The organism is Rhodopirellula sp. UH5 (assembly GCF_056839225.1).
Genome location: NZ_CM166390.1, coordinates 5,841,284 through 5,864,509, shown reverse-complemented (window position 1 = coordinate 5,864,509; position 23,226 = coordinate 5,841,284). Strand labels below are relative to the sequence as shown.

Genomic DNA, 23,226 nt, shown 5'->3' with positions numbered 1-23,226 from the left:
TGTGGAGAGCATTGCCGGACTCCACGTCCCAAGCCTTCCTCAACCAGGCTCACTGATTCGAGCAATCGTCACTCATCCCAAGCGCTCGATGACCGATTGGGCACGTTTGGCGGCAGCGGCGAGCGTGGTGGACTGGGATTCGGCAAGTTCTCGCAGAACCTTCCAGGTCGAGGGGTCCAACTGGCTTAAACGCCCGAGCATCGTGGCGGTCCAGTAAAGCTGGTCCACCGCCAAAGCATCCCAGCGGTTGCCTTCTTCGCCGTCGTACAAAACCGACTCCAGCAGGCCTGCCATCTCCTCTTCTTCATCCGCACTTGGCTCGACCGATCCCGACAGAACCTCGCTCGCCCAAGTCCGGACTTCCTCGTCGTCGGACTGCAGTGCGAGCAAACAGTCGACGGTCTTCCCGTGGACGTTCTCCTGACGGGCCAACGCTTCCAATTCGTTCAAAGACAATTCGTTTGCACTCATCGTGGCCGCTGGGATTCGGGGTTATTTGGGAATCAGAATGGGATTCAATTCAGCGGGGACTCGTCCAAGCACGCACTCAAGAACTCCATCGTGTGCATCACCCGCGGGGCCGGATGAGCTTCGGTCGCCATTGAATTCAGATGCGTCTGCAACTGCGTCAAACAACCGATGTTGCCACTGACCACAATCGGGGCACCCGTCGCCATCACCGCCTTGGCTTTCCGACGCCCAAGTTCATCCGCGGTCTCGGGTTGATCCAAGTTGTAAGTTCCCGCTGAGCCACAACACAAGTGCGCCTCCGCCACATCCACCAGCTCCACATCCGGGACCCGGCGAAGCAACTCACGTGGTTGCACTCGCACGCCTTGGGCGTTGGCCAGATGACACGCGTCGTGATAGGCCACCCGCACCACGGCCTCGCCCTCGTGAACCAACCCAGGCCGTCGCAAACGCAACCGATCCGCATGCTCGCACACCACCACCGAAACGTCTTTCACCGTGTTGGCCAATGCCATCGCCTGCGACTCGATGTCCGTGCCACGCAAGATCATGCCGTACTCTTGCATGCCCGATCCGCAACCGGCGGCGTTGGTGACAATCGCATCGATCGGCTGAGAGTCACTGGAAAACGCACGCACGTTGTTGCGAGCGAACTTGGCCGCTCGATCACCGTCGCCGACATGCCAAGCCAGCGAACCACAGCAACTCTGTTCGGTTGGCACGACGACTTCCAAACCAATGTGCCGCAGCACATGGATCGTGGCTTCATTGATTGAAGGTGCCAGGACCTGTTGGGCGCATCCGGCCAGCAACGCGACACGGCCGACTTGGTCACCCAGCGGTGCGTAACGAGACTGCAGTTCCTTTGCAGCAGGCAAGGTTTCTGGCAGCAAATCCAACATCGGACGCAGGACCGATGGAACCAAGGCAGAGAACGTTTTGCCTAACAATCCCATCCGCGCCGCGAAGCGAAACCGCTTGGGGTAAGGCAACGTTTGAGCAGTCAACCAGCGCTGCAACCTTTGTGGCCAAGCGACGGAAATGCGTTCTCGAACGAGCGAACGATAAGGACTCAGCAGGTGTCGGTACGACACCCCGGAAGGACAAGCGGGCTCACACGCCAAGCAACCCAAACAAGCGTCCAGGTGAGGCGCCGCTTCGTCGGCCGACATCGAACCTTCCAACACCTCTTTCATCAGAATGATGCGTCCCCGCGGCGAATCCGATTCACGTTGCAACACGTCATAGGTCGGACAGGCCGACAAGCAAAAACCACAACGAATGCAGGTGCTGACGGCTTCCGCCATCGCATCCGCGTTGGGTCCAGAACTTTCCAAGGGAATGTCATGCTGCATGGCGATTAGGCCTCCGTGCGTGGTGTGTGCTTTGGCTCGCCAAACTGAAACGGTGCAAAGCATCGATGCGGATCGATCGCGCGAGACACGCGCACGACCACTTCGTCGTGCCGCCACATTCCGATCTGAGTTCCAAGTGGGTTTGTTTCGCCTGGGTCGAGAACCAAGCCAGCCAAGGAATGCTGCATCAACCAAGCATCCAACACCGTCAGGTCACCCGCCCCCGTCACGAACATGACATTGCCCGCCAGACCGAAATGCATCTTCCACCCTCGTTGCGTCAACTCTTGGGAAAACGACTGAACCGCCGTTTCAATTTGCCGCGGCGTGATCGGAATACGAACCGACACTTCTCCGGGGACATCCAGCAACTTCGACCATGATTTTTGGGCATGCTCTTCCGACAACTCAAGTGACCCCGCCTGACCCACTGTCTCCCGTACACGATCCATGATGGACTTCGCCACCGACGGCGGTCCGGGCACTCGCAATACAATGCACCAGTCTTCTGGATCGGTCATGCCGGGCTGGCACAACTCGATCGCGTCCAACTCAATCGGCAATCGGGTCAAGGTTTGCATGTGCCGGGTGGCCATGGCGAGGTCGCCACATTTGACGGCCCACGTTTGCGGATCGACGGACTGGGGAAAGACCTTGAACGTCAATCGCGTCAACACCCCCAATCGACCGAGGCTTCCGACCATCAACTTGGGAAAGTCGAACCCGGCTGCGTTCTTGACCACAGGGGCGCCGGTGTGAACTTCGTTGCCCAATCCATCCAGGAACGAGGCGGCCAAGATGAAGTCGCGTAGGCCTCCGTATCGCCAGCGACCGGGACCGCTCCATCCCGAGGCGACGCAGCCACCAATCGTCGCTCCCATTCCTGCTCGGGGTGGATCGAAGGGCAGGGTTTGACCGTGCTTCGCGAGCGCAGCGATGACTTCTTTGAGCGGCGTTCCTGAGGCGACCGAGATAGTGAACTCGGAAGGGTCGTGCTGAAGGATCCCAGACAGATTTCGCGTGGAAACTCGCCGCAGCGAACTCGCTGGTGAATCGTTCTTCGAGCCAGAATCCTGTCCAAGGTTGGCAAGCGACAACCCAGGCTTGCTGCATCGACCGACCGGAATCAAACGCTCCCCGGCCGACGAAGCATTCCAATCGCGGATCAGTTCGACCCAGTGACTCACGGATTCGGGAGCTTCGATGCTGGCTGGCATGGCAGATGTGGAAGTGGATTCGGATTCACTCACGGAAGATCACTCCCGCTTTTTCCAAGGGATGCAACCCGGAGGTGGACAGGGCAGGGGACTCGGCATCCGGAAACATCTTGCCTCGATTGCAAATCTCGTGAGGGTCCATTTCCGCTCGCACGCGGTGCATCAAATCAATCGTAGGTTCGTCAAACATCTCGGCGAAGACACCCCGTTTCTCGACTCCAACGCCGTGCTCGCCCGTGATGGAACCGCCCATTTCGATACACAACCGAAGGATTGAATGAGCGAACTCATTGGCCTTGTCAAAGGCACCGGGAATCTTCCCGTCGTACATGATCAGCGGGTGCAAGTTGCCATCGCCCGCATGAAAAACATTTGCAACGGGCACGCCACATTCGCGGCTCATCGCCTCGATTCGCTCGAGGGCTTCTCCCAATCGCCGCCGCGGCACAACGCCATCCTGAACCAGGAAGTCAGGGCTCAATCGCCCCGCCGCTGAGAACACCGATTTGCGGCCTTTCCATATCGCCAGTCGCTCGGCGTCGTTGGCAGCGATCTCGACCGCGGACGGGTGAGTGCTGTCGATCACGTCGGCCAAGATTTTCCTTTCCATCGCGACGCGTTCCGCAGAACCTTCCAGCTCCACGATCAACACACTGTTGGCGTTCTTGGGATAGCCACAGGCCACCGCGGCTTCGGCGGCGCGAATCGACATCGCGTCCATGATTTCCATCGCACCCGGCAATAGATTCGCAGCGATGATCGCCCCGACGGCATTCCCGGCCGCCCGGATGTCGTCGTACCCCACCAAAACGGTGTGAAAGACTTCCGGCAACGGCAGCAATCGCAACGTCGCTTGCAAAGCGATCCCCAGCATGCCTTCGTTGCCACAGAAGAAACCTGTGGTGTCCGGGCCAGCATGCTCCAACGACGACCCACCGATGCTGGTCACGGTCCCATCGCCCAGCACCACATCCATCGCCAAGGTGTGCCCGGCGGTCATGCCATATTTCAGGCAGTGAGCACCCCCGGAATTGAACGCGATGTTGCCACCGATCGTGCACACGGATTGGCTGGAAGGATCCGGCGCGAAGTACAAACCATGCGGCCGAGCGGCTTGGGAAACGGCGAGGTTCACCACCCCGCACTGGACCGTCGCGGTTCGTTCGACGGGGTCAACGTGCAAGATTCGGTTCAGCCGATTCAGCGCAATCACAATCCCGTCGCGATGCGGCATCGCGCCTCCGGAGAGGCCCGTGCCACTGCCTCGAGCGACCACCGGCACGTGATGCTCGTAACACCAACGCACCGCGGAAACGACCTCGTCAGCGGTCTCGGGAAAGACCACCCCGCGAGGTCGAGCGGTATAAGCGAGCAACCCGTCTGATTCGAAGGCCGCCTGAGCCGCTGAGTCGGTCCGAAACCGATCGGCGGGAAACAACTCTGCTAAACCAGCCAGGTCGACGGAATTCACTTCACGTCTTTCCAGCTGCGGGTCGCGGCACTGTCCAACACGGCATCGCAAACACGCTGGGTTTCCAGTGCATCGCGGAAAGTCGGCGCAGCGGGCTGGTCCGATTCCAACGACTTCAAGAAGTCGGCCACTTGGTGCACAAAGGTGTGCTCATAGCCGATCTGCAACCCTGGAACCCACCAGTTGGCCATGTAAGGGTGATCGCCATCACTGACATGGATGCTGCGCCAACCGCGGACAATGCTGTCGTCGTTGTGGTCGAAGAATTCCAAGCGATGCAAGTCGTGCAGGTCCCAACGCAGGGAGCCGAACTCACCGTTGATTTCCAACGTGTTCAACGCCTTGTGACCGCGAGCATAACGAGTCGACTCGAACAACCCGAGCGAACCATTGTCAAAGTGACAAAGGAAGGAGCACGCGTCGTCAATTTTGACCGGAGTCTTCTTGCCGGTTTCCGCGTGAACCCGTTCCTTGACGAACGTTTCCGTCATGGCCGAAACATCTTGGATGCTGCCGTTGAGCCACAGAGCGGTGTCGATGCAGTGAGCCAACAAGTCACCGGTCACGCCGCTGCCAGCGGCTTCCGCATCCAAACGCCAGGTTGCCGCACCGCCTTGAGGAACGTCGGCGTTGATCGTCCAGTCCTGCAAGAAGTTGGCACGGTAATGGAAGATCTTGCCAAGCCGACCTTCGTCAATCAATTGCTTGGCCAACGTCACGGCGGGGACACGACGATAGTTGTACCAAACCATGTTGCGAACGCCGGCCTTCTCAACCGCTGCGCACATTTCGATGCCTTCGGCGGTGTTCATCGCCAAGGGCTTTTCGCACAGAACCATCTTGCCGGCTTCGGCAGCGGCGATCGAGATCTCTTTGTGCAAGTTGTTGGGCGTGCAAACGTCAACCGCGTCGATGTCATCGCGTTCGAGCAGTTTGCGCCAATCGGTTTCCACCGACTCGTAACCCTGCTGTTCCGCGAAGGCTTTGGCCTTCTCTTCGTTGCGAGCGCAAACGGCCTTCAAGACGGGATGGTATTCCAGGTCAAAGAAACGCGGAGCTTGGCGGTACCCGTTGGTGTGCGTTCGGCCCATGAAGCCGCAGCCGATCAGGCCAATGTTCAGAGGTTTCATTCGTTATTGAGGGGAAGAAGGAGATTGATGTAGATGGAGGGCAGACGCCCTTCCGCCACAAAAGTTAGTTCGGCAGGAAGACAATCCATTTTCGCAAGCGACATGAAACTCTTGGCAGAGTGGCGAAAGCCGTCGCTTGATCAAGTGATTCACACGAAAAACCACAACCCGACGCGTGAAAAAACCACAACCCGACGCGTGAGCGAGGGACCACCTCGAATCACTCGTTCCAGCCGTGAGCGTCTTGCACGCTCAGCATCGCTGCCAGGATTTCGTTCCAGGTCTCAGGCTTGTGCATGACGTCGTTGGGGAACATGCACCCGTCCCAGCAAATGTGCTTGCAGGTCTGCAACACGTCCCCGTGCTCGTCACGCAACCAGTGGCCCGCGTCGGTGGCGATGTCCAATTTGCCGTTGGGATCGTTGGGCAAGCAGTGGCGTCCCGTTTTGTCGTGGCTGCCAGTGCCGTGCACGGTCGCGTCATTTTGTGCGACGTGAAAGTCGATCGTCCATGGCCGCAAGGCATGCGTCAACTCTTTCAATGCCGCCGCCTTTTTCTCTTTGTCGGCCCAATCAAAGTCTTGCGGCAAAATCGCATCTTCCGGTGCGTTGTAACCAAGCAGGTACAACAACGTGTGAGCCATGTCCGCTTGGAAACCAAATCGCTCGGGATGACCGACTCGCTCAAGCAAGTCAACCATCTTCTTCCAAGACTGCATGCCACCCCAGCAGATTTCACCTTCCGCGGCGAGGCGTTCGTCGTACTCTTCGGCGATATCCGATGCGGCTTTGAACGTGTCGGCGATCTTGCTTTGGTTGGCCTCAGGATCCTTGACCCAATCCGCCACACCCATCGCGCTGTCCAAGCGAATGCATCCATACGGACGGACGCCGAGTTCACGCAACTTCTTGCCGATCTCGCAGCCCTTGCGAACTTGCTTCAAGAATGCTTCGACTTCTTCAGGACTGCCGCCAGCGCTTCCGCCGCCGGTGGGTTCCCAAACGGGAGCGACCACGGTGCCGATGTTCAGCGATCGGCTGCGAACCTTTTCGGCCAAGGCTTCCAGTTCCGCGTCGTCCGCGTCGATGGACACGTGAGGTGAGAACAGAAACAGATCGACGCCGTCGAATTTCCGCCCGTCCACTTCCGCCGCAGCGGTCAGGTCAAGCATTTCATCCAAGGGAATGATGGGGTTGGCATCGTCGTCGCCCTTGCCGACCACTCCGGGCCAAGCAGCGTTGTGCAATTTTGGAAACGAGTTCGGGTGCTGGCTCATCGTTGGGAAGTGCCTTTGATCAGAGTGGGGTCGCTATCAGGTTGAATCGCAAGTTCAGACGGGAAGTATCGACCGATTCACCAAGTGGCCTGAAGGGTCATTTGGACGAATGGGGCGTGAGATTTCTGCTTTCCCGCTTCCCTAGGGTGGACATTGCGACCGCTCGTTGCAAGAACCCTTGTTTTTTAATCGCAAAGCAAACCAGTCGCGGAGCGACGGAAGCCGTCAGCCTTGGGTTTCAACCCAAGGCCCGCCGACCCCCGACAATCATCCCAGTCGCGGAGCGACGACAGCCGGACACGCGCTCCCAACACCTGTCGCCACGCCCTGGCTTTCCCGGTTCGAGAACGCCACCCAAGACCTCGGGTTGAAACCCCGAGGCTGGCAAATTTCACCCTCCGCGGTTCCCTCACGCGACGCCTCCGCCCCGCAGTCGCAGAGCGATGACAGCCCAATGAGCATGGGTTTGACATCGAAACGCACCCCAGTCGCGGAGCGACGGAAGCCGTCAGCCTTGGGTTTCAACCCAAGGCCCGCCGACACCCGACAATCATCCGAGTCGCGGAGCGACGACAGCCGGACACGCGCTCCCAACACCTGTCGCCACTCCGTGGCTGTCCGGTTTCGGGAACGCCACCCGAGACCTCGGGTTGAAATCCGAGGCTGGCAAATTTCACCCTCCGCGGTTCCCTCACGCGACGCCTCCGCCCCGCAGTCGCAGAGCGACGGAAACGCGATCGCGGGATCAGCGTCCCAGGTAAGCGTCCAACTGATCTGCTTTCCGCATCAGATAGGGCACATGCTCGTCGGTGGCCTGCACCAAACGCTGCAGTTGCCGCAGTTGATCCTGAAATTCTTGATTGAATTTCCTCTGCTGGTCATCTCGCCAGCTTTGTTCGAGCTGGTTCATTTGAGCCGACAGCCCTGTCCCGCGTTGCCGCAGCTCCTCCGCGAATCGAGCCAATTGAGATGCGAACTGGCGAATTTGATCCGGGTCACCGATGGCTTGATTCATGAAATCGCCTGGAGAGATTGTTGATAAAATTGCAAACTGGCATGCAAACCATGACGCTCGGCCAAATCAATGAGCAACCGGAGCGCCGCCGATCGAGTTTTCGCAGGCCCGACCACCGCACGCCGGATCGATGCCTGCCGCAGCGACTTCATCGCCGCCATGTCTTGACTGAGCAACAACTGACAACGCCCCATCAACAGGTAGGCACCGGGCGAATGAGTTTCCGAATCCACCAGCGGTTCCAACTCCTCCATCGCTTCCTCGTATCGTTCCAGGTCGTACAGGGCTTCGCCCAGGACCATGTGCAGGTAGGTCAGCGAAGGATCCCGCGCGAGTCGGGCCCGGCAAACCTTCAGCCGACAATTGGCCCAGTCCGTGGTCGCACGATCCAGCTCATGATCGGCGGAGGAATTCCCCAACCGAGTCGCCAAATCTCGCACCTCCACCAACTGCTGGACCGACCGAGCCAATTGGGCTTCTTCCAATTCCCACAACATTGACATGTCGTCCGGAAACAACTCATGTGCCTGACGCAAGACTTTCGCTGCCTGCAAGGGACGATGTTCTTCGCGATAGATCGTGGCCAGTTCCAGGTACCCCTCGCGATCCGTGGGACAAGTTTTCAGATGGTGCTCGAGTTGCTGGCGACGCGTCGACACGGTCGCCGATTCGCTTCCTTCATTGGTGGGAACGGCGGTCATTGAAATCGCTCGCGGAAGAGAATCATGAGGCAAGGGCGTAACCAACACAGCGGCGATGCACCGCCAGTGGCTCAGAAGAGACCATTCATTATGGGTGAAGGGGACCAAGATTGCAAAATCTCAACCCCCACTTGGATTGCCCACTCGCTCGTGAAAGGAATGAGTTATGATAGACGGCTCGATCGTTGGTTGCCGAACCTCGACCGAACCCGCCGCGGTCCCCCCCGCCCCTCATGCTCCGATTCGCGTTCCCTCCTACAACGACGCGGCCATGCATTTCATGCGATTCGCCCTGACCCTTCTTGTTGGCAATTTCTGTGTCAGCGCCGTGGGCTCCGACTCACTGGAAACTGTGTTCCAAGACACGGTCCAACCGTTCCTGCAGCAGAACTGCTTGCAGTGTCACGACGACCAATCCGCCGAAGGCGACCTGGACCTCAGCGTCGACCAAAACATCGACGATGTCGTGAAACGATTCCGCCACTGGGCAGTCGTCTTGGACCGCTTGGAAGTGGGTGACATGCCACCCGAAGACTCGGACATCCAACCAAACGCCGAGCAGCGAGACGCGGTGATCGCTTGGATCGAATCCCTGAAAGCAGCGGAAGCCAAGCGAACCAGCGGTGACCCGGGGATGGTGCTGGCGCGGCGACTCAGCAGCGCAGAATACGACCGCACCATCCGTGACCTCACCGGCGTCGACATTCGTCCCGCAGCCGACTTCCCCATCGATCCCGCCAACGAAGCCGGGTTCGACAACTCTGGTGAATCACTGACGATGTCACCCGCGCTGCTCAAGAAGTACCTGCAGGCGGCTCGACGCGTCTCCGAGCACATGGCGATCACGCCCGCAGGACTCGAATTCGCACCGCATCCCGTGATCACCGAAACCGATCGCGACAAGTTTTGCGTCAATCGCATCATCGATTTCTATCGTCAACAAAACACCCGTGTCTCGGACCACTTGTTCGTGGTTTGGAAACACCACCAATCGCCGACACAGCATTCACTTGAGGAACTGGCGTCCCAACAGGGCGTCAGTGTTCGTTACTGTCAGCTGTTGAGCAACTTGCTGAACGAAGACCGGTTGCAAAGCGAAGAAACAAACGAGCTGAACCAAGCGTCCATCGGCCCGATCTTCGCCTTGAGAACGATTTGGCATGAAGTTGCCCAATCGAACGCTTCTGATTCAGAAGCCCGACAACATTGTGAAAACATGGCGACCTTCATCGAGTCGCTTCGCCAAGCGTTGGTCCCGGACGTCCCCAACCTGACCGCGCCCGAGATGAATTCGGGCTCGCAATCGTTGGTGCTTTGGAAGAACCGTCAATTCATTGCCAATCGACGACGCTTCGCAGCAGATCAACTTCCGCCACTGCCGGAGTTGATGAAGACCTTTGACCCAAGTCAGCTTGACCTGCCCGCCAAGGACGCCGTCGTCGCATCCATGCAGATCCCGGAATCGGAATCCGAACAAGCGACCTATGCAAAAGAGCTGGATCGATTCTGCAACGTCTTTCCGGATCAGTTCTTGGTCTCCGAGCGGGCTCGCGTGTACCTGGATCAAAAGAACGAGAAGAAGCTCAAGGGACGTTTCTTGAGTGCCGGGTTCCATAGCCAAATGGGGTACTTTCGCGACGACGAACCGCTTTGCGACTTGATGCTCACGGATGCCCAGCGAGAAATGCTCGATCGTCTCTGGCTGGAACTGGACTTCGTCACCTCCGCTCCGATGCGTCAATACGCGGGCTTCATTTGGTTTGACCGCACGGACTCCGCTTTCATGCGAGACCGAGTTTTCGACCGGTACCGTGCTGAAGACAAGGACTGCATCGCCGAAGAAAAGGTCCGTGGCCTACGCGACACCTACGCCGAAAAAGCGGAACGGGTCGGGGCCAGCCCCAAGGCCTTGGCCGCGATTCGGCGTTACTTCGACGACCTCTCCAAAACCTTCCGTTCGCTCGAAAAAATTCGCGAAGAATCGGAACCGGTCCAACTTGAAGCGATGCTGCAGTTTGCTGAACGAGCCTACCGCCGCCCACTCGAGCAAACCGACCAAAATTCACTGCTCGCGTTCTATCAATACTTGCGAACCGAAGGCGAGCTGGATCACGAGGAATCCATTCGCGACTGCATCGTGCGAATCTTGATGTCGCCGCACTTCTGCTATCGCGTCGACCCAACTCAATCCAGTCCAACTCAATCCAGTCCAACTCAATCCAGTCCAACTCAATCCAGTCCAACTCAATCCAGTCCAACTCAATCCAGTCCAGCCCAATCTGGCCCGAACACGTCGGCCCCGAACACGTCAGCCCAGGACAACTCCAAATTGCCCACCGGCGTTGAACCGCTGGACTCATTCTCGCTGGCCAATCGCTTGAGCTACTTCCTGTGGTCAAGCATGCCGGATGAAACGCTGATGGCGCTGGCGTCGAAGGATCAGCTGCAAGACCCTGGCGTCCTGATCGAACAGACGCGCCGCATGTTGCAGGACGATCGCAGCCAAGGCTTCCTTCGCGAATTCATGGGCAACTGGTTGAACTTCCGCCGCTTTGACCAGCACAACGGCGTTGACCGAGCACGGTTCCCGACGTTCACCGACGACCTACGGCAATCCATGCTGGAAGAACCCCTGCGTTTCTTCACCGACGTGATCGAACGCGATGGATCGGTGCTTGATTTGTTGTATGCAGATCACACCTTCGTCAATCGCGAATTGGCGATGCACTACGGGGTCGAGGAACAGCAATTCGACTCGCTGTTGAAAGCCTCCGCCTCCACCGATGGCTGGATTCAACTTCCCAACGCGAACCAGTTTGGACGCGGTGGCTTGCTACCGATGGGAGTCTTCCTGACTCGCAATTCACCGGGTCTGAGAACCAGCCCCGTGCAGCGGGGCAACTGGGTCGTGCAGCGTATGCTCGGCGAGCACGTCCCGGCTCCTCCGGCCGAAGTCCCTGAGCTTCCCGAAGACGAATCCAAACTGGGCGACCTGACGATTCGCGAGGCCCTTGCGCGGCATCGCGAACACCCCAGCTGCGCCGGGTGCCACGAACGAATCGACTCGATGGGACTGGTCTTCGAAGGCTACGGCCCCGTCGGTGAAATGCGAGACGCCGACCTGGGTGGACGCTCGATCGACGCCAGCGTTGTGTTTCCTGATGGCGGCCAAGGTGACGGCATCCAAGGTCTGCGAGATTACATCCGCCGCGATCGCGAAGACGACTTTGTCGAACACCTGTGCCGCAAGTTGCTGGCGTACGCTCTCGGACGATCGCTGCAACTTTCGGATGAATCCCTGGTGGCCGAGATGAAATCGAATCTGCAAGCCAACGAGCACCGCTTTTCATCCATGATCGAAACGATCGTGACCAGCCCCGCGTTCCGCAACAAACGCGTTCAACTTGCCTCCGTCGACTCCGCCCCTTCCTCTGAAACGGAACCTTCCCCATGAACCCTGCTGTCAACCGACGAACACTGCTGCGTGGTGCCGGCGTTGCCATGGCATTGCCTTGGTTGGAATCGATCCCGGTCTGGGGCCGCGAAACGATGGTTGGGAACGATGCCGCCGAAACCCCTCAGCGTTTTGCGGCGTTGTTCATGGGCTGCGGGATCAACGCCGATCACTGGTGGGCCAAAGGTGCCGGCACAGACATGGAACTGGGCAAGAGCCTGGCTCCCATGGAACCGCTCAAACACAAGATGAACTTCATCACCGGATTGTTCAATGAGAACGCAACCGGCGTTGGTATTCACCCGGGACAAACGGGCAACATCCTCTCGGGAGCTTCGCTAAAAAAAGGCTCGGAGCTTCGCGGCGGCATCAGCATGGACCAAATGCTGGCCAACCACTTCCAAGATCAAACCGCGGTCCCCAGCTTGGTGCTCGGCTGCGAACAGCCCGTGACGGGTTACCACGAAACCAACTTCTCGATGGCTTACAGTTCGCACATCTCGTGGCAAAACGCGACGTCGCCGGTGCCCATGGAAGTCTACCCGTCGCTCGCCTTCGATGCATTGTTTGACAACCAAGGCAGTCGTCGCAACGAGAGCATTCTGGACCGGGTCGGCGAAGACGCGGCCTCCCTGCGTCGACAAGTCAGCTCTGCCGACCGCGCCAAACTGGAGGAGTTTTTGAGCAGCGTTCGCGAAGTCGAGCGACGCGCCGCATCGATGCGAGCGGCTCACTCCAAAGCCAGCGACCGCGCCAAAGATCAGGGCAAACCGATCCACGCGATGAAACGCCCGGACGATGGCTTGCCCGAGGACATTCGTGAGCACATGCGATTGATGTGCGACATCGTGGCGTTGGGATTCCAAACGGACAAAGCCCGTGTGGCAACGCTGCTGCTCAACCGTGACTTGTCCGGTTTGTTCTACCCATTCCTGGACGTGAAATCGACGCACCACTCCGCCTCACACAGCGATCGCTCCGATGCCTACGAGCGAATCTCGCGGTACTACTGCAGCCAATACGCGTACTTGGCTGGAAAACTGGACGCGATGCCGGAAGGGGACGCCACCGTGCTGGACCATTCATGCCTGCTGTTCCTGTCCAGCATGTGGTCGGGCAACGCTCACGATTCCAGCAAACTGCCCGTGCTGCTGACCGGTGGGTTGTCAGGCAATTTGGAAACCGGACGCGTCCTGGATTACCTCGAAGAATCCGACGACGACCGCAAACTGTGCAGCATGTACCTGTCGATCATGGATCGCATGGGAGTCGAACTCGATGACTTCGGCGACGCAGAAAAACGGCTCGCCAGACTGTAGGCCGCTGAAAGAATCGAAAGGCCTTGGTAGCCCGACGCGTGAGCGAGGCCCACGCGGCAAGCCCCACGCCGGCCCCGTCCGGGGCGGCCTCTCATGTTTCGTCATCGGTCTCGGGGCTTCCGCCCCGAGCTAAGAACGCTGGCCCCATCCGGGGCGATGATTGCCGCCGAACGCTCCTCCGGTTCGCGTCTCGTCACCGCCCCAACCACCCGGATTTATCAATTTGCAATTTCCAATTTCACTTTTTCAATCCAGCCCAGCTCGCCTGTCGCCGCTCCGCGGCTTGCCGCGCGTGTGGGGTAACGCCCAAAACCTCGGGTTAAAAACCCGAGGCTGACAACTGTCACCGCTCCGCGGTTGTTCGATCAACCGGAGACACACCCCAAGTCGCGGAGCGACGACAGATGTTTGCCGTTCCGTCGCCGAACGATCCCCGGTTCGCGCCCCGTACGATGGGCTTCCAAGCCTGCCGAAATGGAAACCCGACGCGTCAGCGAGGCCCACGCGGCAATCCCCACGCCAGCCCCGTCCGGGGCGGTTTCTTGGGTTTCGTCATCGGTCTCGGGGCTTCCGCCCCGAGCTAAGAACGCCGGCCCCATCCGGGGCGATGATTGCCGCCGAATGCTTCTCCGGTTCGCGCCCCGTCACCGCCCCAACCACCCGAATTTTTCAATTTACAATTTCCAATTTCACTTTTTCAATCCATCCCAGCTCGCCTGTCGCCGCTCCGCGGCTTGCCGCGCGTGTGGGGTAACGCCCAAAACCTCGGGTTGAAAACCCGAGGCTGACAACTGTCACCGCTCCGCGGTTGTTCGATCAACCAAACACACCCAGTCGCGGAGCGACGACAGCCGAGAGCCTTGGGTTTTCAACCCAAGGTCATCCGCCGACAACACACAAACCCCAAGTCGCAGAGCGACGACAGATGTTTGCCGTTCCGTCGCCGAACGATCCCCGGTTCGCGCCCCGTACGATGGGCTTCCAAGCCTGCCGAAATGGAAACCCGACGCGTCAGCGAGGCCCACGCGGCAATCCCCACGCCAGCCCCGTCCGGGGCGGTTTCTTGGGTTTCGTCATCGGTCTCGGGGCTTCCGCCCCGAGCTAAGAACGCTGGCCCCATCCGGGGCGATGATTGCCGCCGAACGCTCCTCCGGTTCGTGTCCCGTCGCCGCCCCAACCACCCGGATTTTACAATTTACAATTTACAATTTTACTTTTTCAATCCATCCCCCAGCTCACCTGTCGCCGCTCCGCGGCTTGCCGAGCGTGTGGGGTAACGCCCAAAACCTCGGGTTGAAAACCCGAGGCTGACAACTGTCACCGCTCCGCGGTTGTTCGATTAACCGGAGACACACCCCCAGTCGCGGAGCGACGACAGCCGAGAGCCTTGGGTTTCAACCCAAGGTCATCCGCCCACGACACAAAAGTCCCCCAGTCGCGGAGCGACGGCAGGTGGCGATCGACGGGCTTGGAAGCCCATCGTACGTGCTATCGGGGTTCATCCGACGAAAGAGGCATGCCGCTCGCTTGAACTCGGATCACTTGCCGCTGTACCAGACGCCTCGCCGCCATTGGTGCAGCTGCAGACGACGCAGGAAATCATCCGGCAGTGACGGCAGGGCTTCGGTGGCCACATTCAAGGCGACTTGTTCCACATTTCGCATGCCGACGATCACCGTTTGAACGGCCGAGGGAGCCATTGCGAACTTGATCGCGGTGGCGGCCAACGAGTAGTGCTCCTCCAGTCCGAACTCTTTCAAGTCATCGCGAATCGCTTCGACTCGTTTGGACGTGCGTTCCATTCGGTCACCGGCAAAGTAGCCGGACCGAAAATCGTCTTTTGGGAACGAATGGTCGGCGGGATACTTGCCGGTCAAGGCACCTTCGTCCAGGGAGACGCGAACGATCACACCGGTTCCGGTTTCTTCGGCGACGGGCAACAACTGCGCCGCAGGTTCTTGTTCAAAAATGTTGAACACCACCTGCACCACGTCGACCAATCCATCTCGCATGAGCTGGATCACGCAGTTCTGATCTTGCTCAGGGGTGCACAGACCGATGCGGTTGATTTTGCCTTCCTGGCGTAGTTTCTGAAGCACGAGCAAGGGCTGCGGGTCATCGTTCCAAGCCGCCGTCCACGAATGCAATTGCAACAGATCGAGGCATTCGACGCCGAGGTTGCGAAGACGCTCCTCGACATTGGCCCGAATGTACGCGGCCCCGTAACGATCTTGCCAACGACAGTAGGGGCTTGGCGGCCAGGGGCCCTCCGAAGGCGGCGTCTTGGTCGCCACGTGAATCTTTTCCCGCATCGATGCGGGCAATTGTTTTAGGAACTGGCCGATGACCTGTTCACTGCGACCGTCCCCGTATCCGGGTGCGGTGTCGATGAAGGTGACCCCATGCTCGATGGCATGCTGAAGCGTCGCGAGGGAGGCGTCGTCCTCTTGAACGCCCCACTGCCCGCCCAGGGCCCATCCACCGAAGCCAAGTTGAGAGACCGGGAAACCGTCGTGGCCAAGCGGGACTTGTTTCATAGCAAACGTTTCACGTCGTGAGTTTCTGGGGGGGTAAAAAAAGAATGGGTCTGGAAAGCGATGACGATTATCGGGCCGGTTCGTTCGACTCAAAAGGAAGTTGCCCGCTTTCGGGACGAACCGACTCGATCGTCTCAACTGGAATCATGCTCCCGTCCGAAATCCTTTCTCAGCGGCGACCCGAGGGTCTCGGTTAGCCCGGTAAGCAGAATCCTTGGCAGGTGCAGTGGTGCGAAAATTGTCCAACATCCCGCGTTTGTCGATCGTCGTCCCCCATGGTGGTGATGACGCGGCTTTCGAATCCTCGCTCGCAAGCGTATTGCAGCATCGCCCAGATGGGTGTGAGGTGATTGTGTCCCATGACGGGAACTATGACGACCCGTTTGATTTGGCCGAGGAGGTTCGGTTTGTCGACAGCGGCTCAACCAACGTTCTCCGCCAAATCACCGACGCAGCTGAACTGGCAATGGGCCGGTTCGTGCACGTCGTCGCGGACGGGCATGTCGCCACCGCGGACTGGACCGATGCGGCACTGGCCCAATTCGAAGGCCATGAGACTGGCGTCGTCGTGCCCGTTGTCCGCGACCCTGAATCGCAGCGGATCGAACACGCGGGCTGGCGAACGACCGCCTCGTCCGCCTGTGGACCGATCGGCTTCGGTGACAAACAAGTCGCTCGGAAAGCCGCCGCTCGCGTCGAAGGAGCCTTCCTCGCCGCGTCGTTCTGGCGCCGAGATCTGCTTCGCAGCTTGTCCGGAACGTATCGCGGCACCGACACCATCGAGGCCTCCGTCGGCTTCGGCCACCTGGTCACGCAAGCCGGCTGGCGATGTGTGATTGCCGAAGACAGCGTGATGGGAGTGGACTTCGAAACCGAAGTGCTCGACTACGATCTTCGCATCCAGCGGAACCATCGTCGACTGCAAGCCCTGTCGGACCACCTTCGCAGTGGTGGATCAGCGGGATGGGGACGCGGGGTCCAACGTCTGCTCACAACCACTCTGGCGGGCGGACTTCGCCCCTCGAGTTTGCTCGCAGGACTTCGACGGATGACCGCTCCCTTGGCCGGAAACGCGATCTCGCGTTCCGTGCAAACCGCGGGTGTGTTGTCCGTTGACGACAATCCCGAAACGTTGCCAATGCCAGCGATGGACCGAGAACCGCTTCGACGCGCGGCTTAGCCGGACGCGTTGCGTCTCGGCTCAGCCCATTGGAATGGCTGCTCGGACGACGGTCTTGCATGACCGTCGCGACTCGTACGATGGTCTTCCAAGACCGTCGCTCGGGTTTGGCTGGGCTCGGAAGCCCCGCCTACGATTCACTCGCCTACGATCTCACTCGGGAACAATCCGCAGCACCAAGTTGTTGCGGTGGATCACGTTCTCGTAGGGGCGATGCCCGAGGATCCATTCGATTTGCTCGCTGGGCTTGCCGGCGATGCGAGCCACTTCTTGGCTGCGATAGTTCGACAAGCCACGTCCGAACTCCTTCCCGTTGGGACCAACCAAGCGGACCACATTCCCGTGAGCAAAGGTTCCTTCGACTCGCTGAATGCCGATCGCGAGCAAGCTTCGGCCTTGCTTCTGGATCGCGTCCACGGCACCTTGGTCCAGGTGCAGCGTCCCTGCCACGTTGGCGGAACTGCCGATCCAACGTCGACGTCCTTTCAACGAGCGTTTAGGCGGAACGAAGAAGGTTCCCACCGCTTCGCCCGCGAAAATGCGATCCAGCACCGTGTCGTCGTTGCCGGGGCCGATGATGGTCGGATGCCCGTGTGAGTTGGCCAGCTTGGAAGCACGCAACTTACCGCCCATCCCGCCTTTGCTGACCGCGGAAATCTGGTCATCCACCAACGCCATCACCCCATCGTCCACGCCGTGGACCATGCGAATCGGCTGGCTGTCTTCCGCGTCCGGGTGACCATCGTACAACGCCGAAACGTCGGTCAACAAAATCAACATCGCATCGTTGAAGAGGCCCGCCACATGCGCTGCCAAACGATCGTTGTCACCGAAGGTCGTTTTCAGTTCCGAAACCGCCACCGAATCATTTTCGTTGACGACCGCGATCGCGCCGAGTTCATCGATCCCATTGAGCGCGTTGCGAACGTGCAGGTAACCACTGCGGCGTCGAAGGTCATTGCGAGTCAGCAGAACCTGCGCGGCGTGTCGCCCTCGTTTCTGCAGCGATTTTTCGTAGGCACCGATCAAGTCGGCTTGCCCAATGGCGGCGATCGCTTGCAGGGTCTTCAAATCGGTTGGACGCTGGGGCAACTTCAGCTTGGCAACGCCAGCGCCGACAGCACCGCTGCTGACCATGATGGTTTGCCGTCCGGTGTCCGCGATGCGGCATAGCTGCTCCGCCAGTCGATCCACGCGTTCGAGATCGAGCTTGCCGTCCGAAGTGGTGAGGACTCGCGTCCCAACCTTGACGACCACACATTTCGTTTCATCGAGGATCCGTTGCCGAATGGCGAGATCGTTGAGTTCAGTGGATTCTTTCAAAGCGTTGATTGCAATTCAGCCAATTGGTGCATGTCGTCTTTCAAACTGCTGTACAACGATCGGTACACAGGAAAGAGCTTGTTGTAAGTGTTTTTCGCGGAACGCTCCGCTTTCGTTTCGGCGGCCACTTCAATGGTCGCCTGGCAAGCCTGTGCGATGTGTTTGTAGGCTCCGTCGCCGACCGCGGCGAGCAGAGCGACACCGAAGGCCGGCCCCTGTTCCACCTTCAAGGTGGTGATCTTTTTGCCAAACACATCCGCCTGCATTTGACGCCAAAAGACGTTTTTGCTGCCGCCACCGCTGGCGCGGATTTGGCGAACTGGAACGCCCAGTGACTCGATGATCTCCAGGCTGTCTCGCAGAGCAAACGTGATGCCTTCCATCACCGCACGGGTCATTGCTGCTCGATCATGAGTGAGATTCATGCCGACGAAGGCACCGCGAGCGTTGGGATCCGCGTGCGGCGTCCGTTCACCATTCAAGTAAGGCAAGAACAACATCCCACCGCTGCCGGCGATCGCCTTTTCAGCTTCCGCCGTCGCGGCCTCGAACCGTTTCGAGGCGGGCACACCTGCCAAACCTTGCAAGACCTGATCCACCCACCATTGCAGCGAACCACCGCTGGTCAAGTTCACCCCCATCATGTGCCACTTCCCACGGACGGCGTGGCAGAACGTGTGAAGTCGCCCAGACGCATCGACGTTGGGTTCGTCACTGTGGACAAACATCACGCCGCTGGTTCCGATCGACGTGCTGAGCAAACCCGATTTCACGATGCCGTTGCCGATCGCACCCGCAGCGCAGTCGCCCGCGCCCCCGACGACTTTGCAATCCGTCGTCAACCCGAGTGCCTTGGCCGCCTCTTTGGTGAGCGTGCCGGTGACGTCTTCCGACTCCACCACACGTGGCAACAAATCAGGGGACAAATCCAGTTTCCCGAGCAATTGCTTCGACCAATCACGCTTTTTCACGTCCAGGAACAACGTGCCGCTGGCGTCGCTGACCTCGGTGACATAGTCGCCGATCAGTCGCCGGCGGATGTCATCCTTGGGCAGCAAAACCTTCGCCAGTTTGTCGAAGTTGCGTTTCTCATTGTCACGCAACCAAAGCACCTTGGGAGCCTGAAACCCCGTCAGAGCAGGGTTCGCGACCATCCCGATCAGCTTTTCACGGGAACCGGCTGCCGACGTGATTTGATCACACTGATCCGCCGTTCGTTGATCGTTCCACAGCAGGGCAGGGCGGATGACATTGTCGTCTCGGTCCAAGAAAACCGAGCCGTGCATTTGTCCTGACAAACCGATCGCTTTCACGTCAGCCTTGTCGACACCTGATTTTTTCATCACCGCCTTGACGGTCTTTTTCGTTGCCGCCCACCAATGCTCCGGATCCTGCTGGGTCCAACCTGGTTTGGGTTGTTCCATCGGATATTCGGCGTTGGCCTCCGCGACCACTTGCCCCGTTTCGTCGATCAGCAGGGTCTTGGTGCCGCTGGTGCCAATGTCGATGCCGAGATAGTGAGCCATGGTGCGTTGCTTCAGTGCAATGAATTCAAAGACAAGGGGGGATGAGAGCCGCTCTGAGAAAGCGAACTGGCGGGTAGTATAACGCGTACTTGCGTTTTCAACCACGCAACCAACCTTCCAACTGACGTCCCACGAGCTCCCACGATGCCTGCGAAAACTCGCCTCGCGAAGATTGAATCTGCCGATCGGGACGCGTTTCGTTCCGCTTCCGCCGACGATGCCGAGCAGCATCCGGCGATCCTAGCGTCGTCTTCGAGCCGCTCAATCCATTCCCAAAACAACCCACCAACCCTCTGGCAGCGCCGCCAGTGGTTGGCCTGGACGTCCATCGCCGGAACCGCCGTTTTGACGGGTTGCCGCGAATCCTCCTCGACCGACGAAGCCGAATCAGCGTCCATCATTCGGACCGACGTGCCACTTCGAATCGTTTGGACGGGAACCGATTCCGACGCCGAAACGTTGCGTCGAACCTGGCAATCGATCAGCGAACAACCGCTCCAAATCACCGTGGTCACGCCGCCGACGGAGTCCGCATCGTCCCAGGATTCCCCCGACAAACCCGATGGCGACGCTGACCAAGAAGCATCGATCTGGGATGCCGCAGCCAAGGCTGATGTCATCGTCTTCCCACTCAGCCAGTTGGGCGAAATGGTGTCGCGGGAGCGGATCATGCCATCGCGAAAGTCTCCATCCGGGACGAAACCGAACCCACCGGCGGTCCGAGTGGCCACGACGTTCGGACAAGAATCGCGAGCCCTCTGCTTGGGCGGGGCCTTGCCCGCTTTGTTGGTTGGCGAGAAAGCGACCTCCAAGGTTTCAACCTCCTCCACGATCACCTGGGACGACCTCGAAAAGCTTGCCGCAGAGTTTCCAGGAAAAGTCGCCGAGCCAACCGCGGAGGGCTGGGCTGGCGTGTCCTACCTTTGGCGACTCGCTTCGGTCCTCAGTGCCAGCTGGTTGTTTGACCGCGACACGCTGGAGCCGTTGCTGACTCAACCCGAATACGTCGACGTCTTGCGTCAGATGGTCGCCACGACCCAGCAGGGGCCTGATTCATTCATGACTCCTGGCGAAATCTTTCGCAATGTCGGTTCCGGTAAACTCGTTGCAGGCATCGGATTCCCGCAAGTCGAAATCGACCCAGTGGATGAAGATGACGAGTCCGCCTCAGCCGGCAACGTCCAAGTTTCCGGCTTGCCCATCGCCGAGCGCGGCGTGGCCAATGCCGACGGCGTGATCATGGAACGAACCGGCCGCGCAGTGTTCGCGCCGCAAACACTCGCGGGATCACTCGCCGCATCCTGCCGCCAGACCGCCGCCGCGAATCAGTTTCTCAAATGGTTGGCGGGAGGCGAGGGCAGCGAACCGTTGTACCGATCGATTCCCGGCCTGCAGCACCCCACGACCGAATCATCGATTGATGGTGCCGCCGGTGGCAACTACCAACCCTGGTTGCGATCGGCCTGGCAGAACCCCAACGTGATGCCGCCACTGAACCTGGTCGGCGGAGATCGCTACTTGGCAGTGCTGGATTCAGAGATCCGCAAGTGTTTGACAGGCGATCAAAGCCCTGAGGACGCTTGCGCCGCGATTTCCGAATCTTGGTCCGAACTGCACAAGGAGTACGGCGTGAAGAAACAAAAGCGTTCCTGGCAGCAGGCCCTCGGACTTCTTTGAAGCAGGTCAGCAGGAATGATTGGGCACAACCATGTGAGCCGTTTGGGCGTTGGCCTGGACTGCGAAAACTTGAGGGTTTACACGGACAATGCGGCATACATTTTGGTTCTGTCTCACGCCCCAACGGGGCGGCCCTAAGGACCACGTGAACAACAAGTGACGTAGCGGAAGGGCGCGAGCCCTCCGGTTCCTCACCGGGCGGCTTGCGCCACACCGCTAACATCGTCGCTTGTTGTTCACGCGTTGCTAGCCGTAACCCAGGGCGTTGCCCTGGGCTGTCATAGCGCTGCCCGGTTGGGGCGAAGTCGTGGAACAGAACTTGCGCAAACCGATACGCTCCACAACATCAAACATTCAGCAGTCCAGCGTTGGCCCCGGCGGGATGGAGAGTATTTCTTGGAGGCTCGTTTTCCGGGGGGTACGCTGCTACGCAGCAACCCCCGGCTACCATCTGAGATCCCTACCGGGACGAAGAAAGACAGCATCCAGAAGAAAAGTTGCATCCGCTATCAGAACGCCGATCGCGAACGTTTCGGTCTGGCTCAATACTCGAAACGTTTGAGATTCGGAAACATCGCTTCGAGTTCTTTGGCGGGGGCTTCTTCCAAACCAAGATTGGTGACGAACAAGGTTTCCAATTCTTGCAGTGGCTCCAGTTGCGGCAGGGAATCCGGTGCCACGCTGGTCTTGCCCAAGTGCAGCAACTTCAAGTGAGGCAGCGAGACGATCACCGGGATGGCTTCTTCGGTGATCGCAGGGCAATTGTCAATGTTCAAGATCGTCAAGGATGCTTTGCCTTCGAACGCCTTCAGGGACTCGTTGTCGATCTTGGTCAGCCAAAGATTGATCTTTTCCAAGCCTTCGATTTTCGCGATCGCCGGCATCCCCTGGGGACCGAAATCCGTTTCAGCCAATTCGAGATCCTTCAAAGGCAGCTTTGAAATGGGATCAAATGCATCGCCAGTGACTTGAGTGCCTCGCAGGTTGAGTTTGGCCAGTTTTGGCAAGGAGGAAATGGACTCCAGCACTTTGTCCGTGACCGGCGAGTTCATCAACGATGCCTCCTGCAGTTCATTCAATTCGGCCAGAACACTCGCTCCTTCGTCCGTCACGGACGTGTCCTGAAACGTGACCCCGATCAATGCTGGCAAACCGGAAATCGTTTTGGCTTTCGCATCGTCGAATGATTTGCCATAAACTCGCAGCCGCTTCAGATGGGGCAGTGCCGCCAATCGCAAAACCATTCCGTCGGTCCAAGCCGCAGCCGGCACGAACAACTCGCTGACCGTGCTGGTGTTGGACAACAACTTCACCGCGTCATCCAAATCGGGCTCGGCCACTTCCCGCAGGTCAACGACCACGACATCATCGCCTCGCAACTTGGTTTTGGCACCCGCGACACCATCCCATGCGGACGCCAAACTCTCGCCCGTGGATTCTCCACTTTCCGATTGGTTGTCAGCGGGAACAGGGATGGTTTTGCTGCTGCTGACACCGCACCCGAGCGTTCCAATGACCAGGCAACCGACCAGCAAGCTTTGTGCGAGCCGAACTTGTGAGAGATTCATCGGAAC

General features: G+C 59.0%; 16 protein-coding genes. 4 read left to right on the top strand and 12 right to left on the bottom strand.

Features of this window, described 5'->3' with window-relative positions; genetic code table 11:
• Positions 1-72: 72 nt before the first annotated feature.
• The 8 genes from UH5x_RS20820 to UH5x_RS20785 all read right to left on the bottom strand — a co-directional run bounded on the left by UH5x_RS20820 (position 73) and on the right by UH5x_RS20785 (position 8,636).
• Entirely contained in the window at positions 73-471 is a 399-nt protein-coding gene (locus tag UH5x_RS20820; RefSeq protein ID WP_047812444.1) for a hypothetical protein, read from the bottom strand.
• A gap of 44 nt (positions 472-515) precedes the next feature.
• The gene (locus tag UH5x_RS20815) at positions 516-1,826 is read right to left on the bottom strand and encodes a (Fe-S)-binding protein (protein ID WP_482633547.1); all 1,311 of its coding nucleotides are present in this window, start codon (positions 1,824-1,826) and stop codon (positions 516-518) included.
• 5 nt (positions 1,827-1,831) lie between these two features.
• On the bottom strand, positions 1,832-3,076 hold the full coding sequence (locus UH5x_RS20810) for an FAD-binding protein (protein WP_482633546.1): 1,245 nt from the start codon (positions 3,074-3,076) through the stop codon (positions 1,832-1,834).
• Positions 3,069-4,514: an FAD-binding oxidoreductase gene (locus UH5x_RS20805; RefSeq protein ID WP_482633545.1), complete on the bottom strand. Its 1,446-nt coding sequence runs from the start codon at positions 4,512-4,514 to the stop codon at positions 3,069-3,071. The genes UH5x_RS20810 and UH5x_RS20805 overlap by 8 nt, the downstream gene beginning before the upstream one ends.
• Complete coding sequence (locus UH5x_RS20800; RefSeq protein ID WP_482633544.1) at positions 4,511-5,644, bottom strand: Gfo/Idh/MocA family protein; 1,134 nt, start codon at positions 5,642-5,644, stop codon at positions 4,511-4,513. Before UH5x_RS20800 ends, UH5x_RS20805 begins: the two co-directional genes overlap by 4 nt.
• Before the next feature lie 220 nt (positions 5,645-5,864).
• Complete coding sequence (locus tag UH5x_RS20795; protein WP_047812439.1) at positions 5,865-6,920, bottom strand: sugar phosphate isomerase/epimerase family protein; 1,056 nt, start codon at positions 6,918-6,920, stop codon at positions 5,865-5,867.
• Between the two features lie 745 nt (positions 6,921-7,665).
• Positions 7,666-7,935, bottom strand: a complete 270-nt coding sequence (locus UH5x_RS20790) for a WXG100 family type VII secretion target (protein ID WP_007326182.1) — start codon at positions 7,933-7,935, stop codon at positions 7,666-7,668.
• Positions 7,932-8,636, bottom strand: a complete 705-nt coding sequence (locus UH5x_RS20785) for a tetratricopeptide repeat protein (RefSeq protein WP_047812438.1) — start codon at positions 8,634-8,636, stop codon at positions 7,932-7,934. The genes UH5x_RS20790 and UH5x_RS20785 overlap by 4 nt, the downstream gene beginning before the upstream one ends.
• Before the next feature lie 271 nt (positions 8,637-8,907).
• On the opposite strand from UH5x_RS20785, the gene UH5x_RS20780 reads away from it, so the two are divergent.
• Together UH5x_RS20780 and UH5x_RS20775 are read left to right on the top strand one after the other, a co-directional pair.
• A complete protein-coding gene (locus tag UH5x_RS20780; RefSeq protein ID WP_482636045.1) occupies positions 8,908-12,090 on the top strand; it encodes a DUF1592 domain-containing protein in 3,183 nt (1,060 codons plus the stop codon).
• Entirely contained in the window at positions 12,087-13,409 is a 1,323-nt protein-coding gene (locus UH5x_RS20775; RefSeq protein ID WP_047812437.1) for a DUF1552 domain-containing protein, read from the top strand. Before UH5x_RS20780 ends, UH5x_RS20775 begins: the two co-directional genes overlap by 4 nt.
• Positions 13,410-14,947: 1,538 nt before the next feature.
• Here the strand turns inward: UH5x_RS20775 and UH5x_RS20770 are convergent.
• Positions 14,948-15,946, bottom strand: coding sequence for an aldo/keto reductase (locus UH5x_RS20770; protein ID WP_482633543.1), 999 nt, complete (start codon positions 15,944-15,946; stop codon positions 14,948-14,950).
• 229 nt (positions 15,947-16,175) lie between these two features.
• Here UH5x_RS20770 and UH5x_RS20765 point away from each other — a divergent pair, with 229 nt between their 5' ends.
• Positions 16,176-17,126, top strand: a complete 951-nt coding sequence (locus UH5x_RS20765; RefSeq protein ID WP_047813317.1) for a glycosyltransferase family A protein — start codon at positions 16,176-16,178, stop codon at positions 17,124-17,126.
• A gap of 153 nt (positions 17,127-17,279) precedes the next feature.
• Here the strand turns inward: UH5x_RS20765 and proB are convergent, their stop codons facing one another.
• Together proB and xylB are read right to left on the bottom strand one after the other, a co-directional pair.
• Positions 17,280-18,449, bottom strand: a complete 1,170-nt coding sequence (proB, locus tag UH5x_RS20760) for a glutamate 5-kinase (RefSeq protein WP_047813245.1) — start codon at positions 18,447-18,449, stop codon at positions 17,280-17,282.
• The gene (gene xylB / locus UH5x_RS20755) at positions 18,446-19,975 is read right to left on the bottom strand and encodes a xylulokinase (RefSeq protein ID WP_482633542.1); all 1,530 of its coding nucleotides are present in this window, start codon (positions 19,973-19,975) and stop codon (positions 18,446-18,448) included. The genes proB and xylB overlap by 4 nt, the downstream gene beginning before the upstream one ends.
• A gap of 144 nt (positions 19,976-20,119) precedes the next feature.
• Between xylB and UH5x_RS20750 the strand changes: the two genes are divergently transcribed.
• Positions 20,120-21,652: an ABC transporter substrate-binding protein gene (locus tag UH5x_RS20750; RefSeq protein ID WP_482633541.1), complete on the top strand. Its 1,533-nt coding sequence runs from the start codon at positions 20,120-20,122 to the stop codon at positions 21,650-21,652.
• A gap of 542 nt (positions 21,653-22,194) precedes the next feature.
• Here the strand turns inward: UH5x_RS20750 and UH5x_RS20745 are convergent.
• Positions 22,195-23,220, bottom strand: a complete 1,026-nt coding sequence (locus UH5x_RS20745; protein ID WP_482633540.1) for a leucine-rich repeat domain-containing protein — start codon at positions 23,218-23,220, stop codon at positions 22,195-22,197.
• Positions 23,221-23,226: the final 6 nt, after the last annotated feature.

Coding starts and splice junctions, on each gene's coding strand:
- UH5x_RS20790 (WP_007326182.1), bottom strand. CDS start 7,935: ATGAATCAAGCCATCGGTGACCCGGATCAAATTCGCCAGTTCGCATCT.
- UH5x_RS20770 (WP_482633543.1), bottom strand. CDS start 15,946: ATGAAACAAGTCCCGCTTGGCCACGACGGTTTCCCGGTCTCTCAACTT.
- UH5x_RS20745 (WP_482633540.1), bottom strand. CDS start 23,220: ATGAATCTCTCACAAGTTCGGCTCGCACAAAGCTTGCTGGTCGGTTGC.
- UH5x_RS20820 (WP_047812444.1), bottom strand. CDS start 471: ATGAGTGCAAACGAATTGTCTTTGAACGAATTGGAAGCGTTGGCCCGT.
- xylB (WP_482633542.1), bottom strand. CDS start 19,975: ATGGCTCACTATCTCGGCATCGACATTGGCACCAGCGGCACCAAGACC.
- UH5x_RS20780 (WP_482636045.1), top strand. CDS start 8,908: ATGCATTTCATGCGATTCGCCCTGACCCTTCTTGTTGGCAATTTCTGT.
- UH5x_RS20785 (WP_047812438.1), bottom strand. CDS start 8,636: ATGACCGCCGTTCCCACCAATGAAGGAAGCGAATCGGCGACCGTGTCG.
- UH5x_RS20815 (WP_482633547.1), bottom strand. CDS start 1,826: ATGCAGCATGACATTCCCTTGGAAAGTTCTGGACCCAACGCGGATGCG.
- UH5x_RS20750 (WP_482633541.1), top strand. CDS start 20,120: ATGCCTGCGAAAACTCGCCTCGCGAAGATTGAATCTGCCGATCGGGAC.
- UH5x_RS20795 (WP_047812439.1), bottom strand. CDS start 6,920: ATGAGCCAGCACCCGAACTCGTTTCCAAAATTGCACAACGCTGCTTGG.
- UH5x_RS20775 (WP_047812437.1), top strand. CDS start 12,087: ATGAACCCTGCTGTCAACCGACGAACACTGCTGCGTGGTGCCGGCGTT.
- UH5x_RS20800 (WP_482633544.1), bottom strand. CDS start 5,644: ATGAAACCTCTGAACATTGGCCTGATCGGCTGCGGCTTCATGGGCCGA.